At 67.3% G+C, this 25,270-nt stretch carries 27 protein-coding genes; 16 read left to right on the plus strand and 11 right to left on the minus strand.

Annotated elements, in window-relative coordinates; genetic code table 11:
* The first annotated feature begins 31 nt into the window (after nt 1-31).
* Nucleotides 32-934, plus strand: a complete 903-nt coding sequence (locus ABT24_RS01890) for a D-hexose-6-phosphate mutarotase (RefSeq protein ID WP_276727981.1) — start codon at nt 32-34, stop codon at nt 932-934.
* On the opposite strand, the gene ABT24_RS01895 is transcribed toward ABT24_RS01890, so the two are convergent.
* Nucleotides 935-2,620 carry a GMC family oxidoreductase gene (locus tag ABT24_RS01895; protein ID WP_276727984.1) on the minus strand — a complete coding sequence of 562 codons (1,686 nt, stop codon included), beginning with the start codon at nt 2,618-2,620 and terminating at the stop codon, nt 935-937. It lies immediately after the preceding gene.
* Between the two features lie 7 nt (nt 2,621-2,627).
* The gene (locus tag ABT24_RS01900; RefSeq protein WP_276727987.1) at nt 2,628-4,148 is read right to left on the minus strand and encodes a CoA-acylating methylmalonate-semialdehyde dehydrogenase; all 1,521 of its coding nucleotides are present in this window, start codon (nt 4,146-4,148) and stop codon (nt 2,628-2,630) included.
* Nucleotides 4,149-4,277: 129 nt separating this feature from the next.
* On the opposite strand from ABT24_RS01900, the gene ABT24_RS01905 reads away from it, so the two are divergent.
* Entirely contained in the window at nt 4,278-5,219 is a 942-nt protein-coding gene (locus ABT24_RS01905; RefSeq protein WP_276727990.1) for a LysR family transcriptional regulator, read from the plus strand.
* 10 nt (nt 5,220-5,229) lie between these two features.
* Here the strand turns inward: ABT24_RS01905 and ABT24_RS01910 are convergent, their stop codons facing one another.
* From ABT24_RS01910 to gpmA, 3 genes are all read right to left on the minus strand, one after another.
* Nucleotides 5,230-6,021: a HesA/MoeB/ThiF family protein gene (locus ABT24_RS01910; protein WP_276727993.1), complete on the minus strand. Its 792-nt coding sequence runs from the start codon at nt 6,019-6,021 to the stop codon at nt 5,230-5,232.
* A gap of 25 nt (nt 6,022-6,046) precedes the next feature.
* Nucleotides 6,047-7,549, minus strand: coding sequence for a S41 family peptidase (locus ABT24_RS01915; RefSeq protein ID WP_276708145.1), 1,503 nt, complete (start codon nt 7,547-7,549; stop codon nt 6,047-6,049).
* A 156-nt stretch (nt 7,550-7,705) separates the two neighbouring features.
* On the minus strand, nt 7,706-8,413 hold the full coding sequence (gene gpmA / locus ABT24_RS01920) for a 2,3-diphosphoglycerate-dependent phosphoglycerate mutase (RefSeq protein ID WP_156053296.1): 708 nt from the start codon (nt 8,411-8,413) through the stop codon (nt 7,706-7,708).
* 189 nt (nt 8,414-8,602) lie between these two features.
* Between gpmA and ABT24_RS01925 the strand changes: the two genes are divergently transcribed.
* From ABT24_RS01925 to ABT24_RS01950, 6 genes are all read left to right on the plus strand, one after another.
* On the plus strand, nt 8,603-9,013 hold the full coding sequence (locus tag ABT24_RS01925; RefSeq protein WP_276727995.1) for a rhodanese-like domain-containing protein: 411 nt from the start codon (nt 8,603-8,605) through the stop codon (nt 9,011-9,013).
* A 7-nt stretch (nt 9,014-9,020) separates the two neighbouring features.
* Nucleotides 9,021-9,284, plus strand: coding sequence for a glutaredoxin 3 (grxC, locus tag ABT24_RS01930; protein WP_013122477.1), 264 nt, complete (start codon nt 9,021-9,023; stop codon nt 9,282-9,284).
* 130 nt (nt 9,285-9,414) lie between these two features.
* Complete coding sequence (secB, locus tag ABT24_RS01935; RefSeq protein ID WP_013105027.1) at nt 9,415-9,909, plus strand: protein-export chaperone SecB; 495 nt, start codon at nt 9,415-9,417, stop codon at nt 9,907-9,909.
* A 25-nt stretch (nt 9,910-9,934) separates the two neighbouring features.
* Entirely contained in the window at nt 9,935-10,978 is a 1,044-nt protein-coding gene (locus ABT24_RS01940) for an NAD(P)H-dependent glycerol-3-phosphate dehydrogenase (protein WP_286737301.1), read from the plus strand.
* A gap of 27 nt (nt 10,979-11,005) precedes the next feature.
* The gene (pth, locus tag ABT24_RS01945) at nt 11,006-11,626 is read left to right on the plus strand and encodes an aminoacyl-tRNA hydrolase (protein WP_276728002.1); all 621 of its coding nucleotides are present in this window, start codon (nt 11,006-11,008) and stop codon (nt 11,624-11,626) included.
* Nucleotides 11,627-11,630: 4 nt separating this feature from the next.
* Nucleotides 11,631-12,098 carry a hypothetical protein gene (locus ABT24_RS01950; RefSeq protein ID WP_276728004.1) on the plus strand — a complete coding sequence of 156 codons (468 nt, stop codon included), beginning with the start codon at nt 11,631-11,633 and terminating at the stop codon, nt 12,096-12,098.
* Nucleotides 12,099-12,114: 16 nt separating this feature from the next.
* Here ABT24_RS01950 and ABT24_RS01955 read toward each other — a convergent pair whose 3' ends face one another.
* From ABT24_RS01955 to rsmD, 3 genes are read right to left on the minus strand one after another with little or no spacing between them, the layout of a single operon-like run.
* On the minus strand, nt 12,115-12,378 hold the full coding sequence (locus ABT24_RS01955) for a YfhL family 4Fe-4S dicluster ferredoxin (protein ID WP_276728006.1): 264 nt from the start codon (nt 12,376-12,378) through the stop codon (nt 12,115-12,117).
* Nucleotides 12,379-12,386: 8 nt separating this feature from the next.
* Nucleotides 12,387-12,884 (minus strand): pantetheine-phosphate adenylyltransferase, encoded by a 498-nt coding sequence (coaD, locus tag ABT24_RS01960; protein WP_013105032.1) that lies wholly within the window; start codon nt 12,882-12,884, stop codon nt 12,387-12,389.
* Between the two features lie 35 nt (nt 12,885-12,919).
* Nucleotides 12,920-13,567, minus strand: coding sequence for a 16S rRNA (guanine(966)-N(2))-methyltransferase RsmD (gene rsmD, locus ABT24_RS01965; RefSeq protein WP_276728009.1), 648 nt, complete (start codon nt 13,565-13,567; stop codon nt 12,920-12,922).
* Between the two features lie 64 nt (nt 13,568-13,631).
* On the opposite strand from rsmD, the gene ftsY reads away from it, so the two are divergent.
* The gene (gene ftsY, locus ABT24_RS01970; protein WP_276728011.1) at nt 13,632-14,753 is read left to right on the plus strand and encodes a signal recognition particle-docking protein FtsY; all 1,122 of its coding nucleotides are present in this window, start codon (nt 13,632-13,634) and stop codon (nt 14,751-14,753) included.
* Nucleotides 14,754-14,757: 4 nt separating this feature from the next.
* Here the strand turns inward: ftsY and chrA are convergent, their stop codons facing one another.
* Nucleotides 14,758-15,969: a chromate efflux transporter gene (chrA, locus tag ABT24_RS01975; RefSeq protein ID WP_276728015.1), complete on the minus strand. Its 1,212-nt coding sequence runs from the start codon at nt 15,967-15,969 to the stop codon at nt 14,758-14,760.
* Between the two features lie 66 nt (nt 15,970-16,035).
* On the opposite strand from chrA, the gene ABT24_RS01980 reads away from it, so the two are divergent.
* Nucleotides 16,036-16,350, plus strand: a complete 315-nt coding sequence (locus tag ABT24_RS01980) for a cupredoxin domain-containing protein (RefSeq protein WP_276728018.1) — start codon at nt 16,036-16,038, stop codon at nt 16,348-16,350.
* Here ABT24_RS01980 and ABT24_RS01985 read toward each other — a convergent pair.
* Complete coding sequence (locus ABT24_RS01985; RefSeq protein WP_276728021.1) at nt 16,322-17,677, minus strand: MFS transporter; 1,356 nt, start codon at nt 17,675-17,677, stop codon at nt 16,322-16,324. The genes ABT24_RS01980 and ABT24_RS01985 overlap by 29 nt on opposite strands.
* Before the next feature lie 17 nt (nt 17,678-17,694).
* Nucleotides 17,695-18,366 (minus strand): ArsR/SmtB family transcription factor, encoded by a 672-nt coding sequence (locus ABT24_RS01990; protein WP_276728023.1) that lies wholly within the window; start codon nt 18,364-18,366, stop codon nt 17,695-17,697.
* Nucleotides 18,367-18,523: 157 nt separating this feature from the next.
* Between ABT24_RS01990 and ABT24_RS01995 the strand changes: the two genes are divergently transcribed.
* From ABT24_RS01995 to ABT24_RS02020, 6 genes are read left to right on the plus strand one after another with little or no spacing between them, the layout of a single operon-like run.
* The gene (locus tag ABT24_RS01995; RefSeq protein ID WP_276728026.1) at nt 18,524-19,498 is read left to right on the plus strand and encodes an AAA family ATPase; all 975 of its coding nucleotides are present in this window, start codon (nt 18,524-18,526) and stop codon (nt 19,496-19,498) included.
* A 22-nt stretch (nt 19,499-19,520) separates the two neighbouring features.
* On the plus strand, nt 19,521-20,519 hold the full coding sequence (locus ABT24_RS02000; RefSeq protein WP_276728028.1) for a DUF58 domain-containing protein: 999 nt from the start codon (nt 19,521-19,523) through the stop codon (nt 20,517-20,519).
* A complete protein-coding gene (locus ABT24_RS02005; protein ID WP_276728031.1) occupies nt 20,519-21,001 on the plus strand; it encodes a hypothetical protein in 483 nt (160 codons plus the stop codon). Before ABT24_RS02000 ends, ABT24_RS02005 begins: the two co-directional genes overlap by 1 nt.
* Nucleotides 20,998-22,017: a VWA domain-containing protein gene (locus ABT24_RS02010; protein WP_276728034.1), complete on the plus strand. Its 1,020-nt coding sequence runs from the start codon at nt 20,998-21,000 to the stop codon at nt 22,015-22,017. The genes ABT24_RS02005 and ABT24_RS02010 overlap by 4 nt, the downstream gene beginning before the upstream one ends.
* Nucleotides 22,014-23,804 carry a tetratricopeptide repeat protein gene (locus tag ABT24_RS02015; RefSeq protein ID WP_276728037.1) on the plus strand — a complete coding sequence of 597 codons (1,791 nt, stop codon included), beginning with the start codon at nt 22,014-22,016 and terminating at the stop codon, nt 23,802-23,804. The genes ABT24_RS02010 and ABT24_RS02015 overlap by 4 nt, the downstream gene beginning before the upstream one ends.
* On the plus strand, nt 23,801-25,267 hold the full coding sequence (locus ABT24_RS02020) for a hypothetical protein (protein ID WP_276728041.1): 1,467 nt from the start codon (nt 23,801-23,803) through the stop codon (nt 25,265-25,267). The genes ABT24_RS02015 and ABT24_RS02020 overlap by 4 nt, the downstream gene beginning before the upstream one ends.
* Nucleotides 25,268-25,270 lie beyond the last annotated feature (3 nt).

Below are 25,270 nucleotides of genomic sequence, written 5' to 3' on the forward strand. Positions count from 1 at the left end.
ATTTCCCTTCCCACTCGTCACCTCCACCGCCATGCACAGCCTCGACTCGCTCAGCCGTTTTTCCATCCCCGGCCAACTTCGGTTCCATGCCCATCCAACCGGGCTGATCTTCGCTGAAATCGACCATGCCGCAGGCGTGGCCAGCCTCTGTCTGCAGGGCGCTCACCTCACCAGCTTTCGTCCCAAGTCGCAGCCGGAGCCGGTGGTGTGGGTGTCTGAGGCGGCGCGCTATTTGCCGGGCAAGTCCATTCGTGGCGGCGTGCCGGTGTGCTGGCCCTGGTTCGGGCCGCACGCCAGCGAGAGCAGTTTTCCGGCGCACGGCTTTGCCCGCACCGTGCCCTGGGCGGTGGTGGACAGCGGGGCATCGCAAGGCGCGACGCACCTCACGCTGCAACTGCAGCCCTCAGACGCCACCCGCGCGCAATGGCCGCATGACACGCCGGTTTCCCTGCGCATCCGCGTGTCGGAGGTGTTGGAGATGGACCTGATCACGCACAACGCCACCGCGCAGCCGCTGCCGCTCAGCGAGGCGCTGCACACTTATTTCCAGGTCGGCGATATTGCCGAGGTGCAATTGCTGGGGCTCGATGGCTGCAGCTACCTCGACAAGACCGAGGCCTTCGCCCGCAAGCAGCAACAAGGCGCGGTGCGCTTCGCCACCGAGACCGACCGGGTGTATGTGGACACATCAGCGGAATGCGTCATCGTCGATCCGCTGCTGCAGCGGCGCATTCGCATTGCCAAGCAGGGATCGGCGTCCACCGTGGTCTGGACGCCGTGGGAGCTGAAAGCCGCCGCCATGGGCGACTTCACCGCGCAGGGCTGGCGCAACATGCTGTGCGTGGAGTCGGCCAACGCGGCAGACAACGCGCTCACCTTGCAGCCCGGCGAAACCCACACCCTGAGCGTGCGCTACAGCGCCGAAGCGCTGTGATCAGCTCGGGGTTTGCGCATCGGCGCGGATCCAGCGTGCGGCTTTCTCGGCGATCATCAGCGTCGGGCTGTTGATGTTGCCGCTGGGAATCCGGGGCATCACCCCGGCGTCGACCACGCGCAGCCCGGCCACCACGCCGCCGCGGCCATCGCGAAGGCGCAGCCGCGTATCCACCACCGCACCGGGGTCGTCGGCACGGCCCATGGCCGTCGTTCCCGCCGGGTGGAAGATGGTGGTGGCGATGTCTCCAGCCAGTCGGGCGAGTTCGGCATCGGTCTGAAACTGCGGACCCGGCTTGAACTCTTCCGGCGCGTAGCGCGCCAGCGCCGGTTGCGCCACGATGCGGCGGGTCAGGCGCAGACTGTCGGCCGCCACCTGACGATCTTCGTCGGTGCTGAGATAGTGGGGCGCAATGGCGGGCGCATCGGTAAAGCGCGGGCTTTTGATCTGCACCGTTCCACGGCTGCCGGGGTTGAGATTGCAGACGCTGGCGGTGAAGGCATCGAAGCTGTGCAGCGGTTCGCCGAAAGCGTCCAGGCTGAGCGGCTGGACGTGGTACTGAATATTGGGGTGGTCGTACTGCGCGCTGCTGCGGGTGAACACGCCGAGCTGGCTGGGCGCCATGCTCATCGGGCCGGTACGCCTGAGAGCGTATTCCAGACCGATCATCGCCTTGCCCCAGTTTGACGCCGCCCGCGTGTTGAGCGTGCGCGCGCCCTTCACCTTGAACACGGCGCGGATCTGCAGATGATCCTGCAGATTGGCGCCCACGCCCGGCAGGTCGATCAGCGGGGTGATGCCGTGTTGCTGCAGCAGCGCCGCAGGCCCCACGCCCGAGAGCTGCAGGATTTGCGGCGAACCGATGGCGCCCGCGCTGAGCAGCACCTCGCGGGTGGCGTGCGCCGTGATTTTTTCCTGGCCCGTCCACACTTCGACGCCGGTGCAGCGTTGGCTGCCGTCAGGCGCGGTGTCGAACAGCAGGCGAGTGACATGGGCGCCATTCCAGAGTTCGAAGTTCGGGCGGCCATAGCAGGTCGGGCGCAAAAAGGCCTTGGCCGTGTTCCAGCGCCAGCCGCCTTTCTGGTTGACCTCGAAATAGCTCACACCTTCGTTGCTGCCGCGGTTGAAGTCGTCGGTGGCGGGAATGCCGACCTGTTGCGCCGCCTGCGCGAAGGCATCGAGGATGTCCCAGCGCAGACGTTGCTTTTCCACCCGCCATTCGCCGCCGTGGCCGTGCAGCGCGGCGAAGGACGGGTCGTTCGCACGGTCGGCGCCGGCATCGCGGCGCCAGTGGTTTTCGTGGGCGATGAAGTCGGGCAGGCAAGCTTCCCAGCGCCAGGCCTCGTCGCCGGTCAGGGCGGCCCAGGCGTCGTAGTCGCGAGCCTGGCCGCGCATATAGATCATGCCGTTGATGCTGCTGCACCCGCCCAGCACTTTGCCGCGCGGGTAGCGCAGGGTGCGGCCGTTGAGCCCGGGGTCGGCTTCGGTGTGGTAGAGCCAGTCGGTGCGCGGGTTGCCGATGCAGTACAGATAGCCCACCGGAATGTGGATCCAGGGGTAGTCGTCCTTGCGCCCGGCCTCGATCAGCAGCACACGCTTGTCGGCATCGGCGCTCAGGCGGTTGGCCAGCAGGCTGCCCGCGGTGCCCGCGCCGATGATGATGTAGTCGAAGGGGGTGTCGGCCACGCTGCGCTTACTTGGACGTGGGCATGACGAACTCGGCGCCCTTGGGGGTGCTTTCCGGCCAGCGCTGCATGATGCTCTTCTGCTTGGTGTAGAAGCGCACGCCTTCTTCGCCATAGGCATGCATGTCGCCAAACAGGCTGGCTTTCCAGCCGCCGAAGCCATGCCAGGCCATCGGCACGGGAATGGGCACGTTGATGCCCACCATGCCGGCCTGCACACGGCGGCCGAACTCGCGCGCCACATGGCCGTCGCGCGTGAAGCACGCCACGCCGTTGCCGTAGGCATGCGCATTCACCAGTTCGAGCGCCGAGCTGAAGTCGGGCACGCGCACGCAGGAGAGCACCGGGCCGAAGATTTCTTCCTGATAGATGCGCATGTCGGGAGTGACCTGATCGAACACCGTGCCGCCGATCCAGAAACCTTTTTCATGTCCGGGCACTGCAAGACCGCGACCGTCCACCAGCAGCTTCGCGCCTTGCTGCACGCCGGAGTCGATCAGGCCGGTGATGCGCTCGCGCGCCGCCTCGGTGACGATGGGGCCCATTTCGGCATCGAGCTCCATGCCGTTCTTCACCTTCAGCGCCTGCGTACGCTCGACCAGCCGGGGCAGAATTTTTTCGGCCACATCGCCCACCAGCACACCCACCGAGATGGCCATGCAGCGTTCGCCCGCCGAGCCGAAGGCGCTGCCGATGAGCGCGTCCACGACTTGGTCGAGGTCGGCGTCGGGCATCACCACCATGTGGTTCTTGGCGCCACCCAGCGCCTGCACGCGCTTGCCCTGGCGTGCGGCCTCTTGTGCAATGTGATGGGCCACCGGGGTCGAGCCGACAAAGCTGATGGCCTTGACGTCCGGGTTCGCCAGCAGGGCGTCGACCGCCACCTTGTCGCCCTGCACGACGTTGAACACGCCGTCGGGCAGACCAGCTAGTCTGAGCAAATCGGCCATGAGCAGGCTGGGAGACGGATCGAGCGGGCTGGGCTTGAGCACGAAGGAATTGCCCGCCGCGATGGCCACCGGGAACATCCACATCGGCACCATGCAGGGGAAGTTGAACGGGGTGACGCCGGCCACCACGCCCAGCGGCTGGCGCATCGTCCAGTTGTCGATACCGGTGGACACCTGCTCGGTGTAGTCGCCCTTGAGCAGTTGGGGAATGCCGCAGGCGAACTCCACGATTTCGATACCCCGCGTGACCTCTCCCTGCGCGTCGGTGAACACCTTGCCGTGCTCGGCAGTGATCATGGCGGCCAGGGTGTCGCGGTGCTGGTTGAGCAGATCGAGAAACTTGAACATCACCCGGGCGCGGCGCACAGGCGGCATATCGGCCCACTTCGGAAACGCGGCGTGTGCGGCGGCGACGGCGGCATCCACCTGGGCCGCGTCGGCCAGTTCCACCTGTCGCGATACCGCACCCGTGGCCGGGTTGAATATGGCCTGCTTACGCGCGCCTTCGGCCGAGACGATGCGGCCCGCGATGAAATGCGCCACATCGGCGGCGCCAGTGAACGGGTGAGGTGCGCCCATGAGCGAGTCTCCTGTGAACGGAAGAATGTGGAATGGCGACAAGTCTATGAGCCGCCTGCGCGTTTGCATAGCGATCTAAACTGACAACATTGTTTAGAAAATCGAACAATTAGACCGGAGGAGATCGCCATGTCCACCGTTTCGCCCCCGCGTGACGACTTGCTCTGGCAGCAAGTGCACTGGCTGGGCGCCATTGCCGCTCAGGGCAGCCTGACGGCTGCTGCACAGCGCCTGGGCGTGTCCAAGGCGGCGGTGAGTCAGCAGCTTGCCGCACTGGAGCGCCGTATCGGCGTGCCGCTGGTGCGCCGCACCACGCGCACCCTGCGTCTGACCGAGGCCGGGCAGCGACTGGTGGACGAGACGGCGCCCGCATTCGCCCACATCGTGCGCAGCGTGGGGGCGGTGCACGATCTGGCGGAAACGCCGCGGGGTCTGGTGCGCGTGACCGCGCCCGTTGCCTTGGGACGCCAGCATGTGGCGCCGCACTTGTTGAGTTTTCTGCGCAAGTACTCCGATATTCAGGTCGAGCTGGAGTTGTCAGACCGGCTTAGCAATCTGCCGCAGGAAGGCTTCGATCTGGCCGTGCGCCATGTGGCCGCGCCGCCCGAAAACCATGTGGCCTGGAAACTGTGCGACACGCGCTCGCTGCTGGTGGCCAGTGCGGCTTATCTGCGTCGGCATGGCCAGCCGCAACATCCTGCAGAACTCGCGCAGCACGCCTGTCTGACCTATTTGCGGCCCGGAGCGGCGGTGTGGATGTTCGAGCAGCCAGACGCCAAAGACGCGGAGCCCCAGCGCGTGCGCGTCACCGTACAGGGGCCGCTGCGCGCCAACACCAGCGAAGTGCTGCGCGAGGCGGCACGCGCCGGCCTGGGCATCGCCCTGGCGCCCGACTTCAGCCTTGACTTGGGCGGGCGCTCATCCACTCTGCGAGCGGTATTGCCTCAATGGCGGGCCGTGGGGTTTTTCGGGCAGGCGATCTACGCGATCCGCCCCTGGAGTCCCAATACGCCCCGCGCCATTCAACTGCTGGTCGAGCACTTGCGGCAGGCGTTGGCAACGGGGTTTTGACTGCTGGTGTTTAGTCGTGAAGGTGCAGGTCGCCGCAGACCGGACAGTGCGGGTTGCGCGGCAGGTTGATGGTCTGGAAATCAGTGTCTAGTGCATCGATCAACAACAGCTTGCCGCGCAAGGTTTTGCCAGTCTGACTGAGGATTTTCAGCGCTTCAACGGCCTGCAGACTGCCGACCAGACCGACCAAAGGGGCGAGCACGCCCATGGTGGCGCACTGCACTTCTTCCACCGGCGCATCTGGCGGAAACAGGCAGGCATAGCAGGGCCCGCGCTCACCCTGCGCATCGCGGCGGGTGTCGAACACGCTGACCTGGCCCGCAAAGCGGATGGCCGCACCGCTGACCAGCGGCACGCCGCGCGCGACGCAGGCGCGGTTCAGCGCCTGACGGGTGGCGAAGTTGTCGCTGCAATCCAGGGCAACGTCTGCGGCCGAGACGAGTTCGTCGAGCAGGGCTGCGTCAGCGCGGCGGGCGATTACATCGACTTCGATATACGGGTTGATCTGTCGCATCGCCTCGCGCGCGGAATCGACCTTGCGCTGTCCGATGCGCGCCTCGGTATGGGCGATCTGCCGTTGCAGGTTGGTCAGGTCGACCGTATCGTCGTCGACTAGGGTGATACGGCCGACCCCCGCACTGGCCAGGTAGAGCGCTGCGGGTGAACCCAGACCGCCGGCGCCGAGAATGAGGGCGCGGCCCGCGCAGATGCGCTCCTGGCCTTCGATGCCGATTTCGTCGAGCAGGATGTGCCGTGAATAACGCAGCAGTTGGCGATCGTCGAGAGACATGCCGGGTGCCATCGCCCTCTCGGACGATGGCTCGTTCTTACTTGCTCTTGGTGGCGCCGCTGGCGTCCGCCTTCGGGCCGCTGGCTGCAGCCGACGTGGCCGGGGTTTTCGCCTTGGCCGTGCTGGCCGGCTGCTTGGCCGTGATGACCGGCTTGCCTTCCAGATAATTCATCGCCTGCGTCACCTGCCAGTCTTCCTTGCTGCCGTACTCGGGCAATTTCGGCAACTTGTTCGGGTCTTTCTGGAGTTCGGCTTCGAGCAGGCGCCGGGCTTCTTCCTGCTTGCGCACATCTTCTTCGACCCGCTTGGAGTCGGCCGACTCGTTGCCGGTGCCGATCTGGTTCTTGTAGTCGATCTCGCGCATGCGCAGCGCGGCGTAGGGGTCGCCGCTCTCCAACGGGTCAACCTCGTAATTCGGGGTGATGCCCTTGCCCTGGATCGACTGGCCGTTGGGGGTGTAGTAGCGCGCTGTGGTGAGCTTGAGCGCGGTGTCGGGCCCGAGCGGCAGCACGGTCTGCACCGAGCCCTTGCCGAAGGACAGCGTGCCCATGACCACTGCACGCTTGTAGTCTTGCAAGGCGCCGGTCACGATTTCGGAGGCCGATGCCGATCCGCCGTTGATGAGCACCACCAGCTTCACCGTCTTCACGCCCGCGGGCAGGGTGTCGAGCGGGTTGTCGCCCGGGCGGCTCATGTAGTCACTCGGGGTGTTGCGGTAGGTGGAGTTGGCCTCGGGCATCTGCCCCTTGGTGCTGACGATCACGGCGTCGTTCGGCAGGAACACCGAAGCCACGCCCACGGCACTTTCGAGCAGACCGCCCGGATCGTTGCGCAGATCGAGGATCAGGCCCTTCATGTTCGGGTCTTCCTTGTACAGCGCGTCGATTTTTTTGACGAAGCTGCTCAGCGTGTCCGCCTGGAACTGGGTGATACGAATCCAGCCAAAGCCCGGGGCGATCATCTTGCCCTTGACGCTCTGCACCTGAATCAGCTCGCGGGTCACGGTGAAGGTGAGGGTGCGGTTTTCCGATTTGCGCAGCACGGTGAGGGTGACCTTGGTGCCCGGCTTGCCGCGCATGAGCTTGACCGCGTCGCTCAGGCTCAGACCCTTAACGGCGGTATTGTCGATGCGGGTAATCAGGTCGCCCGCATGAATGCCAGCCCGGGCAGCAGGCGAGCCCTCGATGGGCGAAACCACTTTCACCAATCCATCTTCGGCGGCGATTTCGATGCCCACGCCGACGAATTTGCCGCTGGTGCTTTCCTTGAAGTCCTTGAAGTTCTTCTTGTCCAGATATTCCGAGTGTGGGTCGAGGTTGTTCACCATGCCGTTGATGGCGTTTTCGATCAGTTTCTTGCCATCGACCGGCTCAAAGAAGTCGGCCTTGATCAGTCCGTACACCGCGGCGAACTGCTGCAGTTCTTCCAGCGGTAGCGGCGAAACGGTGTTGCGCGCCAGCGCCTGGACTTGCAGGGTCGCCATGATGCCGGTGATGGCACCAACGACAACCCAGGCTGCGACTCGAAATTTACTGGCCATGGTGGATCAAACGGAGTGTCTGCTAAAGGAGCGGGCAGTATAGGGGTAGCGCTATTTTTGTGACGCGAGCACAGCACATCCCGCAGGGCGTCTGCGGAATAACGTCAACAGATACTGATTAGACATAAGGCACGCGGGCCTGACTCAGACCTTGCCTCAGACCTTGCCGCCCGCAGCGTTGAGGTAATAGCGCTGCAGCGGCTTGAGATCGGCGTCGAGCTCGTACACCAGCGGAATGCCGTTGGGGATGTTCAGCCCCGTGATGTCTTCGTCCGAGATGTTTTCCAGGTACTTCATGATGGCGCGCATGGAGTTGCCGTGCGACACCACCAGCGTGCGCTTGCCCGCCTTGATGGCCGGAGCCAGCGACTCGTGCCAGAACGGCAGAACCCGCGCGATGGTGTCTTTCAGGCACTCGGTCAGCGGCAGCTCTTCGGGTTTGAGGCGGGCATAGCGCGGATCGGCGGCCAGTTCCAGACGGTGGGTTTCGTCGAGCGGCGGGGGCGGGGTGTCGTAGCTGCGGCGCCAGATGTGCACCTGTTCGTCGCCGTACTTGGCGGCGGTTTCCGCCTTGTTCAAACCTTGCAGCGCGCCGTAGTGGCGCTCGTTGAGCCGCCAAGTGTGCACCACGGGCAGCCACATGGCGTCGAGCTCGTCGAGCGTGAGCCACAGGGTGCGCACGGCGCGCTTGAGCACCGAGGTATAGGTCAGGTCGAAGCTGTAACCCAGTTCCTTGAGCAGGCGTCCGGCGGCGCGGGCTTCGCGGATGCCCTGCTCGGTCAGATCGACATCGGTCCAGCCGGTAAAGCGGTTTTGCTGATTCCAGGTGGATTCACCGTGGCGCAGCATGACGAGTTTGTACATGGGAGGTCTCGAAGTGCGAAGGAGTGAAACAATGCGGAGCACAGGACAATAGTAGTCCAGCTGCAAAATGTCGCTGCACTGCAGCAATCGGTGCCCTACGCACGCCATGCGGCAGATGGAACAAAACCATACATCAGCGCAAGCAGATTTGATTTTTTAGAATTTCACCCTCTCAAGGAGAAAACTGAAGTGCAGTTCCTCATCGAAAACTGGGCGCTCGTGCTCATTGCCCTGACTTCCGGCGGCATGCTGCTGTGGAGTTCCTACGGCGGCGTGTCCGGGTCGGATGGCGTCAGTGCGGCTCAGGCCGTGCTCAAGGTCAACCGCGAAAAGGGCGTGATCATCGACGTCTGCGAGCCCAATGAATTTCAGGCCGGCCATGCCGTGGGCAGCAAGAGCATTCCGCTGGGCCAGCTCGACAAGCGCTTGAGTGATCTCCCCAAAGACAAAAACACGCCGGTGCTGATCATGTGCGCATCGGGCATGCGGGCCAAGCGCGCCGCGGCCCAACTTCGCAAGCAGGGTTTTGTGAACGCTGCGGCGGTGTCGGGCGGGATGCGCTCTTGGCGCGAAGCCGGGCTACCGGTTGAAAAAGGATGACTTTCGTATGAACAAGGTTCGCATGTACACCTCAGCCGTCTGCCCCTATTGCATTCGCGCCAAGGCGCTGTTGCAAAAACGCGGCGTGGTGGACATTGAAGAAATCCGCATCGATCTCGATCCGGGTCAGCGCCAGCACATGATGGCGTCCACCGGGCGCCGCACCGTGCCGCAGATTTTCATAGGCGACATCCATGTGGGCGGCTGCGACGATCTCTACGCCCTCGACGCCCGGGGCGGCCTGATGCCCCTGCTGCGCGACGCCGCCTGAAGCCCGCTAGGCTCATCCAGCCGCCCGGCTGGCCAGTGGGTCTGGCGGGGCTGTCATGAGGCGGGCCTAGAATCAGCCACAAGCAATCGACGCCCGCATCCTGCGGGCTTTTTTCCATGGAGAATTTTTGATGAGCGCCACCCCCGAGAACACGCAGTCTGCCGATCCGGTTTTCATGCTGCAGCGTTGCTATCTGAAAGACCTGTCGCTGGAGCAGCCCAATTCGCCGCAAATCCTGCTGGAGCAGCAGCAGCCCAATGTGGACGTGCAAATGAGCGTGGAAGCGCAGCCCGTGGTCGAGGGGTTGTTCGAAATTACCGTGGCGGCGACCATCACGGCCCGCATGCAAGACCGTGTGCTGTTTCTGGTGGAAGGCAAGCAGGCCGGCATTTTCGAGCTGCGCAACATTCCGCAGGAACATGCCGACATGCTGCTTGGCATTGCCTGTCCGCAGACCGTCTATCCGTATCTGCGCGCCAATCTGGCCGACGCCATCACCCGAGCGGGCTTTCCGCCGGTGCATCTGGCCGAAATCAACTTCCAGGCCATGTACGAGCAGCAACAGGCGCAACAGCAGGCCGCCAATGACGCACCTTCCATCATTACTCCCGACCGCCTGAACTGATTTGTTCTGATCGTTTTAACGGCTGATGTCGTCACAACCGCCTCGCTCGCTGACTGTGCTCGGCGCCGGTGCCTGGGGCACGGGCATCGCCTGTCAGATCGCGGCGCATCAGGCCGTCTTGCTCTGGGGCCGCGACACGGCGCAGATGCAGCGTTTGCAGGCGGAGCGGGTCAACGCCGCCTATTTGCCGGATGTGCATTTGCCACCGGCTATGACCGTTACGGCCGACCTCGACGCGGCGCTGCGCCACGCAGCCGGCCCCCACGGCCTGCTGCTGCTGGCGGTGCCGGTCTCCGGCCTGCGGGCCGCCGCGCAGGCGGTGCGGATTTTCAACGCCGACAAGCCGCAGGGCGCGCGCGTGCAGCAACTGGTCTGGCTGTGCAAGGGCTTTGAGCAGGGCAGCGGGCTGCTGCCGCATGCGGTGATCGACGCCGTGTTCGCTGGCATGGATGGGCCTCCGGCGACCGGTGCGCTCTCCGGCCCGAGTTTTGCGCTGGAGGTCGCTCGCGGTCTGCCCGTGGCGCTCACTCTGGCTAGCACCGACGCCGCGCTGCGTCAGTCGGCCGTGGCGGCCCTGCATCACGGAGCAATGCGCATCTACGCCACGCCCGATGTCGTGGGCGTGGAGGTGGGCGGCGCGGTGAAGAATGTGCTGGCCATCGCTACCGGAGTGAGTGACGGCATGGGCCTGGGCAACAACGCGCGCGCGGCGCTCATCACCCGAGGGCTGGCCGAGCTTTCGCGGCTGGGCGTGGCGCTGGGCGGGCAGGCGGATACCTTCATGGGCCTGAGCGGTCTGGGCGATCTGGTACTGACCGCCACCGGCGATCTGTCGCGCAACCGCCGCGGCTGCCTGTCGCTGGCGCAGGGGCCGCGGCTCGACCTTAGCGTGGCCACGCTGGGGCATGTGGCCGAGGGCGTGCATACCGCGCAGACGGCCTTGCAACTCGCCCGCGCGCACCGCGTGTCCATGCCGATCACCGAAGCGGTGAGCCGTTTGCTCGACGGCAAACTCACGCCGCAGGCTGCGCTCAGTGGTCTGCTCCAGCGCCAGCCGCGCGGAGAATGAGTCTCTCTTCATCCCGGTGGATTTCGCATGATTCAGCTTCTCGTCGGCCTGGGCAATCCCGGGCCTGAACACGCCCTCGATCGCCACAACGCCGGCTTCTGGCTGGTCGATCAGATCGCCACCGCCGCGGGCGCCAGCCTCAAGCCCGAGCGCGGTTTTTTCGGCGATGTCGCCCGGGTGCGTCTTCAGGGTCACGAGCTTTGGCTGCTCGAGCCCAGCACCTATATGAACCGATCCGGCCAGTCCGTCGGCGCGTTCGCTCGCTTCTACAAAATCGCGCCGGAGAACATTCTGGTGGCGCATGACGAACTCGATCTGCCACCGGGTCAGGCCAAGCTCAAACTGGGCGGCGGTCACGCCGGGCACAACGGCCTGCGCGATCTCATCGCTCATCTGGGCACGCCCAACTTCTGGCGTCTGCGCCTGGGCATCGGCCATCCGGGCGACCGGGACGCGGTGATCGGCTTCGTGCTGGGCAAGCCGCCGCAATCCGAGCTGAAGCTGATCGAGCAGGCCATGGAGCAATCGCGGGCGGTGCTGCCGCAACTGCTCAAAGGCGAGTTCGAAGCGGCGATGATGCAGCTTCATCGCAGCAACCGCAGCGACGGCGGCAAGTTGGCCGCCGCGGCCCAGCCGGGGAGGGGATGAAGCCATGCGCAATCTGGTGCGGTTCGGCGTGGGCGTGCTGATGGCGTTGGGCGCCGTATCCGCCGACGCGCAAACCGCCGAGCACTCCGCCGAAAGCCCCACCGCACCCGTCTGGCGTTGCGGCAACACCTACTCGCACCAGCCTTGCGGATCGGGCCAGACCGTTCCTACTCAGGACGCCCGCACCCCCGAACAACGCGAACAAGCCCAAGTGCAACAGCAGCGGCTGAATGCGCTGCTCGATGCCCGCGACCAGGAACGCGCGGCGCAGGGGGCGCAAGAGCAGCAGAGAGCGGCAGCGGTCTATCGCGAGCAAAAGCGCCTACTGGCCTTGCAGCAGCGCGAGGCTAAAAAAGCGAAAAAAGTGAAAAGGGCGGCTGAGAAAGCGCACGCAGCGCGCCACAAACACCGGCTTCAACAAACACGGGAACGCCGCGTAGTCATTCCGCCGAGCCCCGACTCTGCGCCCTGACGCAGCGACGGTTCTTTCAGGAAACGGGCGCCTTCGCCGCGGTCAGTTGACGATACTTTTCCATCAACTGATCTCTGCTTTCCACCCGGTCAGGCCGCACCGGAATGCAGTTCACCGGGCAGATCTGCACGCATTGCGGCGTGTCGAAATGCCCCACGCACTCGGTGCAGCGGTCGGGGTTGATTTCATAAATTTCCGGGCCCATGAAAATCGCCTCGTTCGGGCATTCGGGCTCGCACACATCGCAGTTGATGCAGTCGTCGGTGATCCACAGGGCCATGATGATCTTCAGGTCGGGGCGGTGCGCCGCTGGGCCACCTTGGCCTGCAGCCGCTCCATGACCAAGGGAACCACAAACTTGCTCACGTCGCCGCCGAGCATGGCGATTTCCCGCACGAACGTCCCGGAAATGAACTGGTACTGATCGGCCGGGGTGAGAAACAGGGTTTCGACGTCGGGCATGAGCTGGCGGTTCATGCCGGCCATCTGGAATTCGTATTCAAAGTCGCTGACCGCACGCAGCCCGCGCACCACCACCTGGGCGCCGCGCGCCACGACGAAATCGCGCAACAGTCCGGTGAAGCCGCTGACTTCGACATTGGGATAGGGCGAGAGCACCTCGCGTGCGATGTCCAGCCGCTCTTCCAGGGTGAACATGGCGTTCTTGTGGTGACCGGCGGCGATGGCGACCAACAACCTGTCGCACAACTTGCTGGCGCGACGCACCAGGTCTTCATGGCCGCGCGTGAGCGGGTCGAAGGTGCCGGGGTAGATGGCGAGCAGCATGGCAACGGGCTGTAAGCGTGGAAAGGAAGTGCAGTTTAGGGGTTTTGCGGCGCCAGCGCGTCGACAGTGTTGCGCCGCAGCAAAGCAAAGTGCACCTGACCGGCTCGACCCCGTCGCCATACAGCCCAGCCCACGGCTTCCAGCGTATCGAAGAGCTCGGCCCTATCGGTCTCCACATAAACCAGACCTTGTGAGGCGACCAGCGGCTGCACCGCCTGCAGCGCGGCGAGTTGTTGCGCGCTGACATAGGGCGGGTCGATGAACACGATGTCGAATCGCTCGCCGGCACGCGCCAGGCCGTGCGCGCAGCAGAGCGCATCGGCGCCTCGCACCTGCACTTGGGTCGCGCCGAGGCGCTGCGCGGCGGCGGCAATCGCGGCCACACAGCGGGGATGCTGTTCGATCAGCAACACCGAGGCCGCCCCGCGCGAGGCCGCTTCCAGCCCGAGTGCGCCGCTGCCGGCGTAGAGATCAAGCACGCGCAGACCGGCGAGCGTCTGGCCGAGCCAGTTGAACACGGTCTCGCGCACCCGGTCTGGCGTGGGGCGCAGTCCCGGCAGATCGGGCACGGCGAGCTTGCTGCGTTTCCACAGCCCGCCAATGATGCGGACTTCGCCGCTGTGCGCGCGGCGGGGGCGGACGGAAGGGCTTGGGGCGCGATGGCCTGGAGACTGGGTATTCATGGGCAGGTAAATTGTAGGAGTCTGTCGTGCATCATCTTGTTCTCTTTTCTTCGATCGGCTGTCCATGTTCCGCTTTTTCAAACGCAAATCCGCTCCCGAAACCGCCGCGCCCGAGGTGACGGCCGAGGTTGCGCCGGAGGCGATCACCGCGCTTGCCGCACTGCAACTAGATGCGCCCGCTGAAGCCGCACCGGCCGTGGAGCCTGCCGCTGCGCCGAGTTCTGAGGCCGAGACATCGCAGGCTGTCGTGCTCGTCGCCGAAGAGCAGCCGACTTCCGGTTGGTTCAGCCGCCTGCGCTCCGGCCTGCGAAAGACCGGCTCGGGCATCAGCGGCCTGTTCGGCGGCAGCAAGATCGACGAAGCGCTGTACGAAGAACTCGAATCGGCCCTCATCATGGCCGACGCCGGCATGCCCGCCACCACCGCGCTGCTGGCTGATCTGCGTCGGCGCGTGAAATCGACCCGCGCCGAAACGCCCGCCCAAGTTCGCGGCCTGCTCGCCGACGCGCTGGCCGATTTGCTCAGCCCCCTGCAAAAACCGCTCGACATCGGTCGTCAGAACCCCACCGTGCTGATGATGGTGGGCGTGAACGGCGCGGGCAAGACCACCACCATCGGCAAGCTCACCCAGCACCTGCTGCGCGCCGATGAAAAAGTGCTGCTGGCCGCGGGCGACACCTTCCGCGCGGCGGCGCGCGAGCAACTCGTCGCCTGGGGGCAGCGCAATCAGGTGCAAGTCATCTCGCAAGACGGCGGCGACCCGGCCGCCGTGGCCTTCGACGCCGTGAGCGCAGGCAAGGCGCGCGAGATGGACGTGGTGATCGTCGATACCGCCGGGCGCCTGCCCACCCAGCTTCACCTCATGGAAGAGCTGAAAAAGGTCAAACGCGTGACGGCCAAGGCCATGGACGGCGCGCCGCACGAAATCCTGCTGGTGATCGACGCCAACAACGGCCAGAACGCTCTGGCGCAGGTTCGCGCTTTCGACGATGCGCTGGGGCTCACCGGCCTGGTCATCACCAAGCTCGACGGCAGCGCCAAGGGCGGAGTGATCGCGGCCATCGCCCGCGAGCGTCCGGTGCCGGTGTATTTCATCGGCGTGGGCGAAAGCCTGGACGATCTGCAAACCTTCGACGCGAAGGCGTTCGCACGGGCGCTGGTGGGGCAGGACCCGGGCTTGGCTTAAGGGCTCACGCCCAGCCCGCAATTGCGGTGACTACCGCACCGCCGACCACCACCGCCCACGGCGCAACCTTCCAGACTTGCAGCAGCAACAGCGCGGCCAGCGCCAGGGCGAAGTCACGTGGGGAGTGAATGGCGGCCGTCCAAACCGGGTCGTAGAACGCGGCCAGCAACAGGCCGACGACAGCGGCGTTGATGCCCATCAGGGCGCCGCGCATGGCGGGGTGATGGCGCAGGCCGTTCCACAGCGGTAAGACGCCGGCCACGAGCAGAAAGCTGGGCAGGAAAATACCCAGCAACGCCACGCCCGCGCCCAGCCAGCCACCCGGCCCCTGCGCCGAAGCAGCGCCCAGAAACGCGGCGAAGGTGAACAGCGGCCCCGGCACGGCTTGCGCCGCGCCGTAGCCTGCGAGGAAGGTGGAGTTGTCCATGCCTGCCGGAACGACCTGGGCCTGCAGCAGCGGCAGCACCACATGGCCGCCGCCAAACACCAGTGCGCCGGATTGATAGAAACTGGAAAAAAGCGCCAGCGCGGGCTGATGCAAGGTAGCCGCGAGCAGCGGCAAGCCGACCAGCAGCGCGCCGAACGCCGCGAGCAGCACGACGGCGCTGCGATGACGCAGCGGCACGTGCAGCGGCGCATGCACCGCTTCCACCGGGGGGCGCAGCAGCCAGCGCCCGACCACCGCGCCGAGAAGAATGACGGCGAGTTGGCCGCTGACGCCGGGCATCAGCGCGGCCAGCACCGCAGCCGCCACCGCCAGACTGGCGCGCTCCCGATCCGGGCACAGGCTGCGGCCCATGCCCCACAGCGCCTGCGCCACCACGGCGACGGCGACCAGCTTGAGGCCATGCAGCCAGGTGCCGTGGGCCAGCGCGCCGACATGCGTGAGCAGCAAGGCGAAGGCGGTCATCGCCAGTGCCGAAGGCAGGGTGAAGCCCAGCCAGGCGGCCAGCGCGCCGCGCAAACCGCCGCGCATCAGCCCCAGCCCGATGCCGGTTTGCGAACTCGCCGGGCCGGGCAGGAACTGGCACAACGCCACCAGATCGCCATAGGCCTGCGCCGACAGCCAGCCGCGTCGCTCGACGAACTCGCGGCGGAAATATTCCAGATGCACAATCGGCCCGCCGAACGCCGTGAGCCCCAGCCGCAGAAAGGCGAGGAAGATCGCCGCCGTTGCCTCCGGCGGTGGTGTGCGAGGGTGTTGATCGTCGGGCATGGGGAATGTCCTTGTTGCGACGTTGCGGTGGTGCGCCTAATTTGAACGGCTCTACAGGAGCTTGCCATGCGCAGACCGTTCATCAGAACCGCGATTCTCGCCTTGCTCGTCTGGCCATGCTGCGCGTTGGCGGCCACGGTGCAGATTCAGATCAAGGGCATGAATTTTCATCCCGACACGGTGACGGTCGCGCCCGGAACCACGGTGACCTGGACCAATGACGACAGCTTTGCCCACACTGCGACCAGCGATACCAAACTTTGGGACTCGGGCCTGCTCCAGCCAGGCAAATCGTTCAGCCACACCTTCGACAAGCCCGGCAGTTTTCCCTACCACTGCGCGGTGCACACCTTCATGACCGGGACGGTGACGGTGAAGTAAGTCGCGGGTGAGTTTCCTGCGCGCGCAGCAGCACCCAAAACCCTGATGCGGCCAGCAGCGCCGCGGTAAACCAGAACGCCGGGGCGATCAGCCCGGCAACCTGCGCAATGGCCCCCAACACCAGCGCGCCCAGGGCGTAGCCGGTGTCGCGCCAGTAGCGGTAGGCGCCCAGCGAGGAACTGCGCCAGTTCGGGTGCGAGATGTCGGCCACCGCGGCGATGAGGTTGGGATAGAGCAACGCCATGCCCACGCCCATCACCACGGCGGCAGCCAGCCAGGCGACTGTGCCCGCGACCAGCGTGACGGCAGCCACGCCCGCCGCCAGCAGCCACAGCCCGCAAACGATGGTCGGCTTGCGGCCGATGCGGTCCGACAGCGGCCCGGTCCACAACTGCGAGGCGCCCCATGTCAGGCCATAGACCCCCGTGACCCAACCGATGTCCACCACGCTCAGGCCGTGGCCGTGCAGATACAGCGGAAACAGCACCCACAGCAGGGTGTCGGCCACCTTGTTGGCCACCCCGGCCTGACATAGCGCCGAAAACGTGGCGTGGCGAAACGACACGAAGGCGAACACCTGCAATGAGGACGGATGCGCGGGCAGCCCTTCGGCGAACCTTGGCCTGACGCCCTGATGCTTGCCGTCGGCATGACGCTGGCTCTCGGCGCGCGCCCAGGGCAGGGTCTCGCGCACGAACAGCAGCGCGGTTGTAAGCCCTGCGGCAATCACCAGCAGAGCGAATCCCAGCAGGGCGGGGCGCGGGCCGTAGAGCTGCGCCAGATAGCCGGTGACGATGCCCGCCAGCCCCACCGCGGCATAGCCCGCGAACTCGTTGATGCCGGTGGCAAGTCCCCGTTGCTCGGCGCGGGTGATGTCCACCTTGCTGGTCACCGTCATGCTCCAGGCGAAACCCTGGTTGATGCCGAGAAACAGATTCGCCACCACCACCCACCACCAGTTGGGTGCAAAGTAGATCAGCAGCGGGATGGGGATGGCCGCCACCCAGCCCATCACCAGCACCGGCTTACGCCCAATGCGCTCGGACAGCCGCCCAGCGACGAAATTGAGCATGCCCTTCACTAGCCCGAAGGAGATGACGAAGCTCATCAGGTAGAGAAAGGACGATTTGGGCACGCCAAAGTCTTGCTGCGCCACCACCGGCAGCACAGTGCGTTCCATGCCGATGACCAGGCCGACAAAGCCCACCTGCGCCGCCTGCCAGATGAACTGCTGCAGGTTGATGCGGATGCCTTGCAGATAGGGCTCGGCCGGGGCGGACGCGTTGAGATCGGCAGCCCCCGAGCGGCTTGCAGGCCGAGGGAACATGGCGCGGCGCATCGCCGTCAGGGCGCTGTGTCCTGCTCCAGCGGCAGCCCGGCAGCCTGCCATTCCGGCACGCCCTCGGCGATCTTGCGAGCGCGAAAACCGCGTTCGACCAGCAGCTTCACCGCCGTGTCGGACATCACGCAGAACGGCCCGCGGCAATAGGCCACGATCTCCTTGCCGCGCGGCAGTTCGCGCAAACGCGCCTCCAGTTCGGGCAGCGGCAGCGAGCGTGCCTCGGGCAGATGCGCGGTGCGGTATTCAGCCTCCGGGCGCACGTCGATCAGCACCGCATCGCCCTTGCGCACCTTGTCCAGCAGGGTCTGGCTGCTCTCCAGCGTAAGCCGCTCGGGGCCGGAGAACAAGCGCTGCATCACCACCTGCAGATCGGCCACATGCGCCTCGGCCACGCTGCGCAGCGCCACCCACAGCGCGGCCACGTCGGCGCCGCTGACGCGATAGATGCGGCTCTTGCCGTCTTGACGCACCTGCACCAGCTGCGCGGCCTTGAGCACGCGCAAATGCGCGCTGGCGAGCTTGATGTCGATAGCGGCTTCGCGCGCCAGCGCCTCCACCGGCTTTTCGCCCTGCGCCAGAATTTCCAGCAGCTCCAGCCGCTTGGGGCTGGACACGGCTGCGCCGATGCGGGCGACTTGTTCGTACAGATGGTTTTTGAGTTCGCGTGAGTTCATGGAAAACAATCTAACGAACGCGCGAATGTTTGTCCATCGAGAGTTTCCATGAGGGCCCTCGTGCCGGGCTTCGGGTTCCTCCGCTACGTCGCGCTTGGCGAGACTTTTATGATCAGCCCATGCGCATGCGCTCAATGCGTTGAATTTCACAAACACGATGACCTACCCGCACCAGACCGAAGTCGCCGCCCTGCGCGAGCAACTCAGCACCGACATCGTCGGCCAGACAGCGCTGCTCGACCGGCTGGTCATCGGCCTGCTCACCGGCGGCCATCTGCTGCTCGAAGGGCTGCCCGGGCTGGCCAAGACCACTGCGGTCAAGGCGCTCGCCAGCCGGGTGCATGCCAGCTTCCAGCGGGTGCAGTTCACCCCCGATCTGCTGCCGGGCGACCTCACCGGCACCGAGGTGTTCAACCCGGCGGACGGTTCTGTGCGCTTTGTGCGCGGGCCGCTGTTTCACGACATCGTGCTGGCCGACGAGATCAACCGCGCGCCCGCCAAGGTGCAGTCGGCGCTGCTCGAAGCCATGCAGGAGCGGCAGATCACCGTAGGCGGCGTGAGCTACCCGCTGCCGCCGCTGTTCTTCGTGCTGGCCACGCAGAATCCGCTCGAACAGGCGGGCACCTATGCGCTGCCCGAGGCGCAGCTCGACCGCTTCCTGCTGCATGTGCGGCTGGACTATCCGGCGGCCGATGAGGAACTGCGCATTCTGCAACTGCATCTGCAGGCCAGCGATCCGGCGCGCAGTCTGGGCGGCGGCCCCACGCCGGCGGTGGACGTGCCCACCGTGCTCGCCGCGCGTCAGGAGGTGTTGCAAGTGCATGTGGCCGAGAGCCTGCAGCGCACCATCGTCGATCTGGTGCGCGCCACCCGCGCGCCGCAGCAGCGCCTGGCGGGCATGGAAGGCGTGGTGGCTGCCGGCGCTTCGCCGCGTGCGGTGTTGGCGCTGGCGCATGCCGCGCGGGCGTTGGCCTATCTGCGCGGGCGCGACTTCGTGCTGCCCGACGACGTCATGGCGCTGGCGCCCGATGTGCTGCGTCACCGCATCGTGCTCTCGCTCGACGCCGGGCTGCGCGAGGTGAGCGGCGACGCGCTGATTGCCGATCTGCTGGCCGCCACCCAGTGGCCTTGAGCGCTGAACGGACGTGAAGGCGATGTTCGCCCTGTGGCGGCGTGAAGCGCAAGACCGCGACGCGCCGCAAGCGTCGCGCCCCTTGCTGCTGGCGGCGGACGCCGCAGCCCTGATCGCCCGGGCGCGCGTGCTGCGTATCGCCGCGGCCACTCAGCCGGTGTCGCAACGCGCGGCGGGCGACAGTCTCTCCCGCTGGACGGGGCGCGGGCTCGACTATGCCGAAAGCCGCGCCTATCAGCCCGGCGACGACCTGCGCGATCTGCACTGGCGCCTGCTCGCGCGCACTGGCAAACCGTATGTGAAGGTGCACCGCGAAGAGCACGCCCCGGCGCTGCATCTGCTGCTCGACCTGCGCCCGGGCATGGTTTTTGGCACCCGCGTGCGCACCAAGGCCGAGCAGGCCGCGCGCATGCTGCTGCTGGCCTGCGCCGCGCAGACCATCGCGGCCGAAGGCGCCGCCGGATCTGTGGGGCTGAGCCTATGGCGCGGATCGGTGCGCAGCGCAGAACTCGGGCGCGGTCTGCTCGCGGTGCAGCGCCTTGCCCAGCGCTTGCAGCAGGAACGCATCGAAGCGCTGCAGCAAGGTCACCTCGCCGAAGCGCCCGAAACCTCAGCCGGTGTTTTCGCCGCCTGGGCGCAGCGCCTGGCGCGCACCCTGCCCGAAGGCGCGCGCGTGCTGCTTGCTAGCGACGGTGCGGGCTGGGATGCTCCCGATATCGACGCCGCCCTCTGGACGCTGCGCAGCCGCGCCGAGGTACTGCTGCTGCGCGTGACCGATCCGGTCGAGGCGGGCCTGCCTGCAGACGCTGCGCTGGACGGTGCCGTCTTCGTCGATCTGGCGCGCCAGCAATCCGGCTCCTGGCCCGATGCGGCAGCCCGCGCTGCCTTTGCGCAGCGCGCGGCGCAGCACCGCGCCGCCCTGCTGGCCCGCTGGCGCGCCCGCGGTCTTCGCTGCATAGCTGCCGGAGTCGATCAGAGCGATGCCGCCGTGCTGCGGGCGCTGCGCGTGGCGGGGATGTGATGGATCGACTAGCCGCGCTCGCCGACATTCTTCCCCCGCTGCCGCCAGCGCCCCTGCCGCCTGCGTCGTGGTGGCAGACGCCGCTGCCGTGGCTGGCGCTGGTTGTTGTGCTGGCGGTGTGTGTCTGGGTGCTGCTGGGCTGGCGGCGCGGTCGGGTGTGGCGGCTGCTGCGGGCGCAGGCGCGCGCAGTGTTGCAACGCGAAACGCAAGGGCCGCAGACCACGCAGTTGGCGACCCATCTGGCCGCGCAACTGCGCCTCGCCTTGCCGGAGGCCGACTGGCCGCAGCCCCTGCGCACCGCCTTCGACGCCCTGCGCTTTGCCCCGGCCAGCGCAGAAACGCCGATCACCCTGAAAGCCGCCGCGCAGACGCTCGAATCCGCCGCCACCCAAGCTCTGCGCGCCGCCTGGTGGGGCAGAGCGCGCGCCCACGCGGCCTTCGTCCACAGTTTGCAGCACGCTGCGTTGAAAGCCGTCCAATGAGCGCCTGGGCTGATCTCACCTCGGGTTTGGCCGCTTTGCAATGGGCGCAGCCGCTGGCCTTGTTGCTGCTGCCACTGGCGGCCTTGCCGCTGCTGGCCGCGCGGCGCGCGCGGCAAAGCGAGGCGGCGCAAGCGCCCCAACTGCTGCACCCCGATCTGCACGGTCTGCTGCGCGCGCCGCCGCCGCGCCGCAAGCCCCGGCTCACGCCGGTGCTGCGCGCACTGGCGCTGCTGGCTTTCGTACTGGCGCTCGCGCAACCGCAGCGCGAAGGCGCATGGATCGCCGCCGCGCCCGAAGGCCGCGACATTGTGGTGCTGCTCGACACCTCGCTCACTATGAGCCTGCACGACCTCACCTGGGCGGGCAAGCCGGCCTCGCGCCTGGCCGTGGCCCAGCGCGTGTTTGCCGACTTCGCCCGCGCGCGCCAGGGCGACCGCTTCGCGCTGGTGGCCTTCGGCAGCCATGCCGCTACGCTGCTGCCACCCACCTTCGACGCCCGCGCCGCGGGCCAGATGGCCGGGCTGCTCGCCGTGGGACAGCTCGGCCCCGATACCGCTTTAGGCGACGCCATCGCTCTGGGGCTGCGGCAGGTGCGTCTGCAGCTCGACCTGAAGCCTATTCTCATCCTCTACACCGACGGCGGGCAGAGCAATACCGGCGCCATCAGCCCGGCCGACGCGGTTGCGATGGCGCGGTATATGGGCGTGCGCATCTACACCGTGGAAGTCGGCACGACCCCCGATCCCGGGCGCCCCTACACCGTGCCGGCCTACGCCGGGCCGCAGCCCGATCTGCGCCTCATCGCCGAAGCCACTGGCGGACGGTTCTACTTCGCCGCCAGCGCCGGGGCGCAACAGGCGGCGGTGCGCGACATTGGTGCGCTCAATCCCCGGCTGCATCCCCCGCCCACGCGCCGCGCCGCGCAGCCGCTGTTCCTCTGGCCTTTGCTTGCCGGGGCGGCGTTGTGGTTGCTGGCGATGTGGGCTGAGGGCGCCGCATCCAGGAGCCGCAATTGACGCCTTGGGATGCGCTCCTCACCCAGCCCTGGTTCTGGGCGCGGCCCTGGGCCTTTGTCCTGCTGGCCGTGCCGCTGCTGCTGGCCGCGCTGCGGCTGTGGCGCGCGCGCAGTGTGCGCGCTGCGGCGCTGGCCTATGCCGACGCCGCGCTGCTGCCCTTCGCCACCCGCCTGCCGTCGCCGCAGCGCTTGCGGCGCGCGCTGGCGCTCGACCTGCTGCTGTGGGCGCTGCTCGCCACCGCAGCCGCCGGGCCGCGCCAGCCGGTGAGCGGCGGCGAGGCGGGCGGCCTGCACCGCATCGCCGTGATGGTGCTGATGGATGCTAGCGCCGACGCCGCAGCGGCGAGCGCGGCGCCCATTTCCGCGCTGGAACAGCAGCGCCTGCTGCTGGCTGCGCTGTGGCCGCAACTGCGCGGCGAACGACTCGGACTGATCGCCTATGGCGCCGCGCGTCCGGGCGGGCCGGTGGGCGCAGCGCAATTGCTGCCGCCGACCGATGACCCCGCGCTGTTCGCGCACGCCACGCAGCAGGCCCGCCCCGAAGTGTTCGCCGATACGCCCGCTTCCACCGCGCTGCCCGGTCTGCTCGCCCTCGCGCGCCACCGCTTGCAACAACAAGCCAAGGGCGAAAGCGGCGCTGTGCTGCTGCTGGCCGGCGCCGGTGCCCCCGTTCCCGCAGACTTCGACGCCAACGCGGTGGGCGAGTCTTTGCGCCGCGCCCGGTTGCCGCTATTCGTCCTCGCCCTGCCGGGTCTGCCGCCCGAGAGCGCGGCGCTTTTGAGCACTGCGGCGCAGATCAGCGGCGGCGGTTTTTCTGCCGTGACTGCAGGTCAGACCGGCGCGGACAACTGGCACGCGCTCTATGCGCGCGGCATCGCCCGCCTGCCGGTCGGTGCGACCGGCAGGGCGCAGCAAATCACCGCTTGGCGCGAGCTTTACGGCCTGTTCCTGCTGCCCGCATTGGCGCTGCTGTTCTGGCGCGAGCGCCCGCGCCGCGTACCGCCCGCCGTGGCCTTGCTGGGCTTGGTGCTGGTGCTCGGTCTGCCCCTCGCACCGCCCGCGCAGGCGCAGCCGCCCGCCTTGGTTTCGAGACCGGACACACTGCGCGCCGAACACGCAGCCTGGCAGGCCTGGCGGCAGGGCGACTTCGCGCGCGCGCAAGCGCTATATGCCGCCTTGCCCGGCTACGCGGCCCGCATGGGCGAAGGCGTAGCGGCCTATCGGCTGCGGCAATATCAGGTGGCGGCGCAGGCCTTCCAACGCGCCTTGCTGCAGGCCGACACGCCCGAGCAGCGCTTCGCTGCGTTCTACAACCTGGGTGATGCCAGCCTGCACCTGCCCGGACGCACGCTGGAAGCGGTGCAGGCGTTCGACGCCGCGCTGCGCATCCGCCCCGGCGATGCCAACGCCCTGCGCAACGCCCGGCTGGCGCAACGGCAGTACGAAATCGAGCATCCGCCGAGCGATCTGGTGGGCATCGCCAAACGCGCGCCGCCCATCCACCACTCGCGCTTCGGCCAGCAGGGCTCGAACACGCCTTCGCAACTGCGCCGCAAGCCGCCCAAGCAGGCTTCGGCGCCGCTGCAGCAAACCGCGCCATTGGCGCCCGGCGGGCAGCTCGCCACGGCAGGGGCAACCGCCGCCGTCCCCGCGCCTTGGCAACCGCCCACGCTCGACTGGGCCGGGGCCGACAAGCGTCTGCAACTGCTGCGCGACGCCAGCGCCGAACTGCTCGCCCAGCGCTCCGCCATCGACACCCGCGCGGCCGCGCAGGAGGGCGCGCGATGACCCTGGCCCGCCCCCTCGCCGCGCTGGCCCTGAGCCTCGGCCTGCTCGCCGCCGCCCGCCCCGCCGCCGCGCAAGCCAGCCTGCAATGCCGCACCGAGCCCGCTGCCGCCGTGCTCGGCCACCCGTTGCACTGGACGCTCATCGCGCGCGACCTCGCCGCGCCGCTGCCCAGCTTCACCCCCGCGCAGTTCGCGCCCGACTGGCTGCTGACCGACCAGCAAGGCGCCAGCGGCAGCACGGACGGGCACAGCGAGCAGACCGCCACCCTCACGCTCTACCCCCTGCGCAGCGGGCGCTTGCCCCTGCCCGCGGTGCAGGTGGGGAGCGCGCGCTGCCCAGCGCAAACGCTCGATGTCGCCGCAGCCGCCAACGGCGAAGCCCCGCTGCAATGGCGCACCCGCATGACGCCCGCCCGTCCCTACGCGCTGCAAGCGCTGCGCGTGGAACTGTGGGTCATCGGCGTCGGCAATCTGGCGTGGACGACGCCGCAGCCGCGCAGCGCGCAGGCGCAGATCGCACCGCTGGCCGACTCGGTGCGCAGCGAAGTCATCGACGGCGCGCCGCAACTCGTGCAAGTGTTCGCCTGGCGTGTGTTGCCCTTGCAGGCTGGCGAGGTGAATGTAGATTTCGGCCTGCTGCGCGCCCATGCCTTCGGCAGCCTGCGCGTTTACGCCCCGCCGCCGCTGCGCTTTACCGCGCGGGCGTTGCCGCAGTGGTGGTCGGCCGACGGCCTGATCGGCGCGCCGCAGTTGCAGCTGCTCTCGGCCCCGGCCAAGCTGCCCTTGGGCGACACCACCGCGTGGCGGCTGCGCTTGTCCGCCCCCGGCCTCGACCGGGCGCAGGTGCTGCGCGTGGCAAACCGCTGGGACGCCGCGCTGCCCGCCCATTTCGGCCCTGCTGACGTGCAGGTAACCCGCGCCCAAGAATCCTCCGCTGAAGCAGGTGACACCTGGGACATCACCCTTTACCTGCGCCCGCAAACCGCGGGTCGGCTGCAAGCGCCCGCGTTGCGGCTCGATTATTTCGATCCCCGCACCGAACTACCCGCCAGCGCGCGCTGGATGCCGCCGCTGCTCACCGTGATCGATGCCCGCCCGCTGCACCTCGCCATCGGCCTGGGCGGCGCCGCGGCGCTGCTCTTGCTGTTGTTTGCGCTGCGTGCAGTGGGCTGCTGGGCTTGCCGTAGCTGGCGCGAGCGCCGCGCGCTGCAAGCTGTGAGGCAAGCCACCGATGCTGCCGCGCTCAAGCAAGCCTGGCTGGCGCTGCCGCCCCGGCGCGGCCTGCCGCGCGCCGCCACCCTCGCGCAATGGCTAAGCGATGCCGCCTTGCCGCCTGCACATCCTTTGCATCTTCTTGCCGAGCGCCTGCAGCGCCATCTCTACGGGCTGCACGCAATGCCCGACTTCCCCGCGCTGCGCCGCGCCATCCACGCGGCGTTGGCGGCGAGGCGGCGAAGCGATTGACGC

It is taken from the genome of Thiomonas sp. SCN 64-16 (assembly GCF_001725585.1).
Lineage (GTDB): Bacteria > Pseudomonadota > Gammaproteobacteria > Burkholderiales > Burkholderiaceae_C > Thiomonas > Thiomonas arsenitoxydans.